Genomic DNA, 8,547 nt, shown 5'->3' with positions numbered 1-8,547 from the left:
TGGTGGAGCTACGCGGGATCGAACCGCGGACCTCTTGCATGCCATGCAAGCGCTCTCCCAGCTGAGCTATAACCCCAACTCACCTCGGCGCCACCGAAGTTATCTCCGGCAACGGAGGCGCATGATAGGCATCACCCGCTTTGCTGTCAACCCTAAAATAACCGCGACTGATTCGTTTAGTCAAAATTGCAGCAGTTCGCTGTTTTTACCAGCAAGACGCGTGCTATCTCTCTGTTTTGTGTCATAAATCGGCTCAAGCACCTATAAAGGAGAGGCCGTGCAGCAAGCCTCTTTCCCCGTGCAACGCCCCCGCTCTCAAGCATCTTTTGCAGGCTGATCGTCAGCTTCTCCCCCGTCACCTCGGGAAAGCCTTTCCATAAAGGGCATTGCATTTGAAAACCCTTTCCATGATTTTTGTAAATTTACAACACAGAAAGTTGATCTGGCTCACAAATGACCATAGGATCAAACCGTGACCTAGGTCACACACCATAACCATAAATGACAGAGCGATGAGGTAAACCATGTTTGAGAATCTGGCAGTCCTGTTCCACCTGCGCGGTGCAACCACCAAGAACGGCGTTGTAGAGAAAGATGCCTATGCCCCCTCCACCCGTGAATACTACTTCCGCTACGGCAAGTAATTGCTGAAAGCCTTTCACGGAAAACGTAATAAAACTACAACACACATCATCACACAGCCCTTTCGAGGCGCTGTCCTGTCCGGGCCAGATGTTCCACGGCCAAACCTGAACTCCACCAAACAAGAATGGGGCCCGCAGGCCCCATCTTTTATTGCTCCAGACTGTGATTACACCAGATAGTGCGCTGGCTAATCGGTAAGCCTTGTAACCCTGAAACGGCTCAGAGCTTGATCCAGGCATCGGCCCAGGCCGTACCCTTGCCCGGCTCATAGGCCCAGGCAGCACCTGCGCACCAGCCGGTGTAGGGGTGCGGTTTGCACTCGTAGCTGGCACCGCCGTTGCTGACCCGCTCGCCCGCCTTGTAGGGAGTCCCCTCTTTATAGACGGGATAGTCAGGCGGCGTTACGCCCCCTTCCTCCCCTTTCACCAGCAGGCTATGGGTGGCGCTACGGCTCAAGCTCCCTTCATCGGTCACCGTCAGTTTGATCTCCAGCTTGGTATCGCTGGTCGGCTTGGGCAGGGTCAACTCCAGAGTGACCTGATCCAGAGCCGGGGCAGAGGCACCGGCTGGGATTGTCCAGGCATAAGTCAGCGGCTTGCCTTCCGGATCGCTGGAGTGCTGGCCGGAAAGGGTCACCTTGCTGCCACCTTCGGCCTGCGCCGGGCCCGTGATATTGGCCACCGGTGGCAGGTTGGTGCCACCGCCGTTATCCTCGATCACCACCTCCGGATAGAAGTGCTGAACGCAGCGGCTGTAATCCCCTGCCTTGAAGGCGCTGAAACGGGTCTGGTAGCCCACCAGCTTGCAAGCGTAACTCTTGCCGCCGTTGGGGTTCTCTGCCACATAGCTCCAGTCCTGCTCCCAATAGATGGGCAAGGCACCGGCGCCATTGTCGTCAAACACCTTCATGTTCTTGCAACCCAGCACCTCGTCGGATGGCACCGCCACCCCGAGGTAGTTGGCAAACTCGCGGTAGTAATTGATGCGATTCTGGGACTGGGCGTGCTCGACCGGGCCACCGCACTCCACCCCACCATTGATGATCTGGGTGGTGACCCCGAAGCCCGGCACCAGACCGTTCTGCTTGTCATGGTCATTCGGCTCCCAGGTGCCATCGATGACATGGAGCATGGAGGGCTTGGGCGGCTGCGGATAGGTATAGAAGAACACCGCACTGGCGAGGTTCAGCCAGGTGTCGGCCACCAGATCGGGGCGGTCGATCAGGGTGCGCACCGTGCCGAACATCGCCTCGGAGAAGGGGCCGTAGTTGTAGTTGTAGGAGAGCTGCTTGGCGCCGCGCCCAAAGTAGCTCTTGAACTCGCCATTGTCGAACGTACCGCACGGCCACTGCTGACCCTGCCACACATCGGGACGGCACTCGGCGTTGTAACCGCCGCGCATGGTCTCATTCCATCCCATCTCGCGCACGTAGACCAGCGCCTGTCGCCACTCTGCTTCCGGGCGCCAGTTTTCATGGCCGCCAGTCTCCTGGGCGAAGTGGGCGAACATGGTCGCCAGGGTCTTGCGGCAGATGGCATCGGCATCGCGGCCATCGCTATAGTCGCTGCACAGGGCCGGGAACTTGGCCGCAGCCTGCAACAGGCCGCGATAGGTGTACTCGGGGGCGCGCAGCGGGAACAGGTAGTTGAACTGGCTCTCGCTCAGCAGGGTTTCGACCCGCTTGACGTTGCCCGGGTTGTCGGCACGGCCCGGCTGCACCGCCTCGACCACCAGATTGTCCCGGGTAGCGATGGAAGCCTTGACCGCTTCCATCGCCGGGAAGTCGGTCAGCGCCTTCTCTTTGGCATCCAGCTCGGCCTGACTCATATAGACGGGGGTAGTGCTGCCATCCGGCGGAGTTGGCGTCGGCGGATTGGGCTTGTCATCGCCACCGGTATCCGGCGGGGTCACTTCCCCTTCGCCGACAAGCTTCCACGGGGTATCCCACTCATTGGCGGCCGCCATGCCGGGAGTCTGACCCGGGTTGACCCACCACTTGGCCTCAAAAACCTGGCCGTTGTAATTGACCTGGCTGCCGCCCGGATAGGATTTGTTGATGTCATATGCCTCGGCCGCCCACAGGTGGCCGCTCAGCATCATGCCGGCAAGCAGAAGGGTGATGCGGTTTTTTTTCATTATTGTTGCTCTCTATGGTTTTGTGGCAAAAGGCGGAGCCCGCCTGAACAGGCTCCGCAATCTTCATAATGGACTCAACCTAGGGGCAGCTTGCAGCCCCGACATCCAGCCAGACATCGTGCTTGCCCGGCTCGTTGCCTTGAGTCCACCACTTGGCCTTCCACTGACGGCCGTTGTGGTTGGTCAGCTCCCCGCCGTTGTAGGCAACAGCGGCGCTCCAGCCCAGATCAACCTGACTCGCCAGCGCCCACTGATCGGCGGCGCGGCCCGGTTCATTGCCCTGAGTCCAGTACTTGGCCTGCCATACCAGCTGGTTGTGGCTCACCTTGTCACCGCCGTTGTAGACCTTGCCGGCCTGCCATGCGGGAACATTGGCCGCTTCCGGATCTGTGGTGTTGCAAGAGCCGTCGACCACGGGCGCCAGCGTCAGCACGACGCGCCCTTCGCTTTGATGGACCCCGTCCGAGACGCTCACACTCAGCTCATGCTGCTCACTAGTGGTGACAGCCGGCGGTAGCAGACGCAGGCTGGCACTGGTCTCGCCTTCTACCTGCCAGCCCGTAGGGAAGTGCCAGCGGTAGCTGAGCGCATCCCCCTCGGGATCCCTCGCCTCAGCAGTGATGGTCAGCCACTCACCGCCGATGCCGCCAAGCTGCGCCGGTACGGTCACCACCGGAGGCTGGTTCTCAACCACGCCCTGCTCCAGCGGCCGCCCGTTGACGGTAAAGGAGAGAGTCTGCTGCGGTGGCAACAAGCTCTGCTGTACCAGTGTCTGGCCACGGCACTGGATGGTGGCGCGGCCGGGCTCGCTGGCGGTGGGCAGGTTGATGTGGAACTTGTTCATGACGCTGCTGGATGCTCTGTGATTGGCCAGCCTGAAGCGCTGCAGACCATCGCGGGTCTCCACCTGCAACTGGCAGTCATTGCCGGACAGGGTGTTGCTGTCATCCGGATAGGTGAAGCCGTAGGCGCCGTGCAGAGCCGGATAGATGTAGCTGCGCAGGGCTCCTTGCGGATCGTAATAGCCCACCAGGGTGGTCACCGGCACGCCGAACTGCTCGGGCTTGCGCGCAACCTTGGTATCGATGGAGGAGACCTCCACCCAGCTCTGGCCATCCGAGGTGAAGCTCTTCTTGAAGCCCCTGCTCACCAGGATATCCTTGCCGTTGATAAAAAGGTGGCTGTTGTAACCGGCCCCATGATCGATGGTCAGACTGCGCCCACGGTTGTCCGCAGAGGCAATCGGCACCCGGATATCACGGGTCCAGCGACCATCCCACATGGCGACCCTGACCAAGCCGTAATCCGCCAGCAGGGCACTCAGTCCGCCCTCGCTCAGGGCATCCATGGGGGCATCGACCTTCTCGATCCCCTCAATCGTGTGCTGATAGGGCTCCATCCTGGCCGTCGCACTGTTCCACTTGCTAAAGCCGGTGGCCGAGTTGGCATCGAACACCGCCTTGCTCTCCAGAAAACGCTGGATGATGGCGGCCGAATTGGGGGTATAGAGGGTGAAACGGTTGGCGCCGGAGAGAGGGCGGCCGCCCGCCATCGCATCGTGGCCAAACTTGCGGCCATCGAACGGTGGCTGGCACTGGTCATCCAGACAGGCATCCTCATTGGTGCGGGTCGGCGAGAAGTTGGGGATGAAACGGTGTTTGTCACTGTCCCAGCCCCAACTGGAGTTGAGCTGATCGGCACTGCGATGAACCGAGCCGCGGAAACCATCCACATAGTGGCCAAGGCCGAAGTTATGGCCCACCTCGTGGCTGAACTCGTTGCCCAGCGAATCATCCAGCGTGACGATGCCACCGCCACCGGAACCTCCGTGCACCTGAACTCCATTGGCATACTTGCCGCGACTGTTGTGCGCTGTCAGCTGGGCCGCCACAAAGGGATGGCTTCCCTCCCCTTCACCGGCACTGCTGTTGATGCCGTAGTTGGCATTGTCGATGCCGTGGGAGATAAGCTCCTTGCCGATGCGCTGGCGCATGGTGCCGCCATGCCAGCCCCCTTCGCTCGGGTCAAAATCGGTCAGCAGGGTGCCATTGGGCAGCATCACCTCAGGCAGGGAGAGCGGTGCATACTGACTGACAATCATCCGGCTGGCCGGAATGGTCTGGAAGTATTCGCGATGGGCCTCCTTGTCATTGGCAAAGGCAAAGCGATCCCGTGGCGGGGTGAGCATGCCGATGTCGATGGTGTGCAGCAGCAGCTCGCCGGGGGCGCCGACCTTGATGTCACGCAGTTCACCACTGAGATTGCCCTGACGAACGGAGAGGTTCAGTCCGGGCTGGATCCACTCGGCAGGCAGCTCGCCGCTCCAGGTATCCGCTGCATAGGTGATGCGGTTGTTCTCCAGCTCCCCCTCGCGGAACCACTGCCCATTGGCAAACTTGAACTGCAGGGTCTGGCCACGAGAGACGGTCACCTGTCGCTCACCATAAAAGGCCGTCGAGTTATAACCGGCGCTGGAGCGGATCCGCACCATCTTCCCCTCCAGCTCCGGGCTCACGGGCAGGTAGATATCCCGAACCCAGCGGCCGTCGGCGGTCTGGATCTCCACCAGCGCGCGACCAGTGAGCCGCTCCTTGAGGAAGGCGCCGCTCTTGTCGCTCAGTTTGGCCAAATCAGCACTGCTGCTGATGACGGCAGTGCTGCCGCTCTCCGGGACGAAGCTCACTCCGCCTTCGGGAACCCCCACGAGGTGGTAAACCGTCTCGGGCAGTGCTGATGGCGGCGACAAGGTCAGGGTGCCCAGCAGCTCGCCGCTGCCGTCACGGGCCTCCACCGTCATCGGGGTCACCCCGTCGGCCTGGAGCGGTTTCACCAGCAGCAGACTCTTGCGCAGGCTGGTCAGGATGGGTTGGCGATCCCCCTCCTTGGGATGAGACGGCAGGATCTGGCTCTGGGCAAACTGCACGCTGGCAGCCAAACTGCCCGCCAGATCGCTTTGCGGTGTCGTGTCATTGAATATCAGGGGCGAGGTGGCGGCAGACAGGGGGCCAGCCGCCAGGGTTGCCATGATGAGGGCAGCGATTCGGGTCACATTTGTGGTCATTGTCGGGTTCTCGTTCATATTGCTACCGGGAATGAGGGGCATGTCGCCATGCCCCGTCATCGGTGAGGAGGCCTCAGTTACAGCTTGCAGCCCCGATATCCAGCCAGACATCGTGCTTGCCCGGCTCATTGCCTTGAGTCCACCACTTGGCCTTCCACTGACGGCCATTGTGGTTGGTGAGATCCCCGCCGTTGTAGGCCACGGCTGCGTTCCAGCCCAGCTCAACCTGACTCACCAGAGCCCACTGATCGGCGGCGCGGCTCGGCTCATTACCCTGAGTCCAGTACTTGGCCTGCCATACCAGCTGGTTGTGGCTCACCTTGTCACCGCCGTTGTAGACCTTGCTGGCCTGCCATGCGGGAACGTTGGCCGCTTCCGGATCTGTGGTGCTGCAAGAGCCCCCCTCACCACCTTCGTTGATTGGCGTGACGGTGAGACGGGTGGCCGCGTTGGCATCGAGTGCGCCATCGGAGACGGTCACAGAGAGGTCATAAGCGGTTTCGGTATCCACCGCCGGGCCGGTGACCACCAGGGTGGCACTGTTCTGGCCGGTCGCCGTAATACCGGCAGGCACTTGCCACTGGTAGATCAGCTCGTCGTCGTTGGGGTCGGATGCCTTGGCAGTGATGGTCACCTGCTTGCCCTCTTCCACCTTGACGCTGGCAGGCAAAGTCACCACCGGAGGCAGGTTGGGTTGCGGCGCCTTGTTGGTCACCACTACCTGATCCCTGGCTGTCAGTTGATGGTCATCGGTTACCGTCAGCTCGAATACCAGGGCGGTATCAGCACTGACGGCATTCACATCGACCCGCACCTTGGCCTGCGTGGTATCACCCAGCACGGCTTGCGGACCGGAAACCTGCTTCCAGCTGTAGGTCAGAGAGCCTTTTTCCGGATCGTGGGAGGCTGAGCCATCCAGCGTCAGGGTAGCCGGGCCGGTCACCGCCACATCGCTGCCCGCGTTGGCTACTGGCGGCTTGTTGGCTGGCGGAGTGACCCCTTCACCGTGACCGAGACCTTCATGCATGGCGTTAAGGATGTCGCCATTGTCGGCATCGATCTCCCAGGAGAAGAGGCCGCCCAGCTTGTTGGCCAGCACGTATTGTCCTTTCGCCTTGACCGAGCGCTCGTCGTCATAGGTGATCAGCTCGCCGGTGGAGGGCTTGAACAGGGTGGCTGCTTCGGCAGTCTCGTCGTAGTTGTACTCCCAGCCTGCGCCCATATGGCTGTTGACGATGTGGCGATAATCCAGCACGCCATCTTCCCAGGTGCCCTTGATCTTGCCGGTGGCGGTGCCGGTGAAGGGATCGTTGCCCTGATATCCGCTCACCCCTTTCCAGCCGCGACCGTAGGCGGCGGCACCGATCACCAGCTTTTCCGAGTCGACCCCCTGCGCCAGCAACTGCTGAACCGCTGCATCAGTGTTGTAGCGCTTGTTGGCCGAGCCGTTGGTGGCCTGATAGAGGTTGGCCTGATGACCCAGGGAGGTATTGCTCCAGGCACCGTTGTAGTCGTAACTCATCACGAAGAGGTGGTCCATGTACTGCTGGGCAGCCTTGTAATCCACATCCTCAATCTTGTCGTAACCGGCACCGATGGCGGAGGTGAGCTGATAGGTGCGACCGGTCTCGGCCTCCAGCTCGTCGAGCATGGCGCGCAGATCCTTCATGATCAGCACATAGGTTTCACCATCTTTGGTCTTGTCCCCCAGATTGGGGTTAGCGCCGTCGCCGCCCGGGAACTCATAGTCGATGTCGACACCGTCGAAGAACTTCCAGGTCTGCAGGAACTCCTTGACCGAGGCGACGAACACGTCACGCTTGGCCTTGTCATGCATGAAGAAGAAGGGGTCGGAGAGGGTCCAGCCACCGACGGAGGGGAGGATCTTCAGGTCCGGATAGGCCTGCTTGAGGGCCATCAGGTTACCGAAGTTGCCCTTGTAGGGCTCATCCCAGGCGACCAGTGACCCCTGCCCTTTTTGCAGCGCGGCCCAGGGATCGTGAATGGCGACCTGGAAATCCTTGCGCCCGGTACAGGCACGTTGCAGCGCCTGGAAGCTGCCAGAAATCTCTTTGAGGCTGTCGTTGAGGCCATCACCGCCACAGATCGGGGTGAAGCCATAGAGGATATGGGTCAGGTTCTGGGCTGGCAGCTTGTCCACGGTGAAGTTGCGATCATAGACCCCCCACTCCACATAGTAGGTGCCGACCACCTTGCCGGATTTGTTGACGTAAGGCTTGTTGTGCTCCTGCAGGGCAGGCTTGAGCGGCGCAAGGTGGCTGCCATCGGTATCGGCGACCACGATCTCCTTGGCATCAGACAGGGTACAGCCGTCGCCGTTGCACAGCGCGACCTGCATCTGATAGCGGCCCCCCTTGTGCACCTTGAAGGTGGCAGTGCCAGCGGCGGAAGCGGGACCGGACCAGACTTCCTTGCCATCCAGCAGCACCTTGGCACTCTGGCCGATATCGCCGTTCCAGAGATTCCAGGTGACGGTCACATCGGCGCCATCCTTCACCTTGACCAGCTCGTTATAAGCGGTCGCGGACTGGCTGACTTCGACGATGGCAAACTTGGTGGGGCCCCAACCGATAGCGGGTTTGCCGGGAGCTGCCGCATAAGCGGCGGAGGAGGCGAGCAGGGTACCGACCATCATAGCCAGCAGTGCGGGTTTTGGACTTAGCATATTGCTTTCCTTTTCGTTT

Annotated in this window: 3 protein-coding genes and 1 tRNA gene; all 4 read right to left on the bottom strand. The window is 60.9% G+C overall.

Annotation, left to right across the window (positions count from 1 at the left end):
- Window positions 1-76: transfer RNA gene (locus OKC42_RS06595), tRNA-Ala, on the bottom strand.
- A gap of 788 nt (window positions 77-864) precedes the next feature.
- Window positions 865-2,781 carry a glycoside hydrolase family 19 protein gene (locus OKC42_RS06590; RefSeq protein ID WP_270819279.1) on the bottom strand — a complete coding sequence of 639 codons (1,917 nt, stop codon included), beginning with the start codon at window positions 2,779-2,781 and terminating at the stop codon, window positions 865-867.
- Window positions 2,782-2,860: 79 nt separating this feature from the next.
- On the bottom strand, window positions 2,861-5,842 hold the full coding sequence (locus OKC42_RS06585; protein ID WP_270819278.1) for a M66 family metalloprotease: 2,982 nt from the start codon (window positions 5,840-5,842) through the stop codon (window positions 2,861-2,863).
- Between the two features lie 73 nt (window positions 5,843-5,915).
- On the bottom strand, window positions 5,916-8,528 hold the full coding sequence (locus OKC42_RS06580) for a glycosyl hydrolase family 18 protein (RefSeq protein WP_270819277.1): 2,613 nt from the start codon (window positions 8,526-8,528) through the stop codon (window positions 5,916-5,918).
- Window positions 8,529-8,547: the final 19 nt, after the last annotated feature.

The sequence above is a fragment of the Aeromonas sp. Y311-2 genome (genome assembly GCF_027706025.1).
Taxonomy (GTDB): domain Bacteria; phylum Pseudomonadota; class Gammaproteobacteria; order Enterobacterales; family Aeromonadaceae; genus Aeromonas; species Aeromonas veronii.
This window is presented reverse-complemented; position numbering and strand designations above follow the sequence as displayed.